This is a genomic window from Streptomyces sp. H27-H1 (genome assembly GCF_026627445.1).
In the GTDB taxonomy this organism is placed as follows: Bacteria; Actinomycetota; Actinomycetes; order Streptomycetales; family Streptomycetaceae; genus Streptomyces.
In genome coordinates, this window is the sequence record NZ_JAPNLJ010000152.1 from 1 (window position 1) to 1,048 (window position 1,048).

1 protein-coding gene is annotated in these 1,048 nt (G+C 67.4%); it reads right to left on the reverse strand.

Translation table 11 applies throughout. The features are described 5' to 3' along the window. On the reverse strand, window positions 1-804 hold an 804-nt coding region (locus OTB20_RS42235; RefSeq protein WP_267825192.1), incomplete at its 3' end, for an IS110 family transposase. Window positions 805-1,048: the final 244 nt, after the last annotated feature.

Genomic DNA, 1,048 nt, shown 5'->3' on the forward strand with positions numbered 1-1,048 from the left:
GATCACTTCGGCGAGCTCGTGGTCGCGAAACCGGGCCGCAATGAGCTTGTCGATCTCGGCGATCTGCTCGTTGAGGCCCATCACCTCCTTCGCCAGGGTGTGGATCACCTGCGCGGTGGCCTTCTCCCCGGTGACAGTCGTGTGCTGCCGCTCAGCCGCTTCGAGGGCTGCCTCGGCCAGAGCCTCGGGGCTGCGGACCTTGCGGTTGCGCAGCCAGGTCTCCAACCGGCCGCGACCGGTTCGGCGCAGGGCGGCGGGAGTCTGGTAGCCGGTCAGCAGGATCAGCGGGCCAACGTTACCCAGGTCCAGGACCCTCTCCAACGCGGGGAAGATGCTGGCGAGTTGGCCGCGCAGGCGGTTGATCCGGCGGGTGCGGTCCGCGTTCAGGTCGGCCCGGCGGTTGGTGAGGATCCTCAGCTCGACGGCGTGTTCGTCGTCCGGCCGCAGGACGGTCAGGTCCCGGCGCATCCGGGCCTGGTCCGCGATCACGGTCGCGTCCTTCGCGTCGGTCTTGCCCATGCCCCGGTAGCCGGCCGAGGCACGGTTGACCGCCAGCCCGGGTATGTAGACCAGCTGCTGCCCGTGATTGAGCAGCAGGTTGATCAGCAGGGTGGCCATGCCGTCAGCGACGTCGACCGCCCAGACCACGTCCTCGTCCAGGGCCAGAACGTCGGCGAGCAATACCAGCAGTTCCGGTTCGTCATTCAGCACGCGGCGCGAGAGCCGCTTCTTGCCCTCGGCGTCCAGGACCACGCAGTGGTGGTGGGTCTTGCCGATGTCCGTGCCCGCCCAGATCTGGGCCACCTGTTCCTCCAGCCGCTCGATACGTGCTGTTCGTCCGGACGACCTCGCCAGCGTGGTCCTACTCAGCGATGCACCCGCAAGGGGCCCGCAACTCCTAATCAGCGGTCGAGTCGCCGTGAGACACCGGGCGGCCAGGTGAGGGCAACCATCGAGGGCAACCGACTGAAAGCCATACCCGGTGTCTCTGGATCTCCGGACCTTACGACTGGCCCATCCGACCCATCAACAACGTAGGACCGACTGA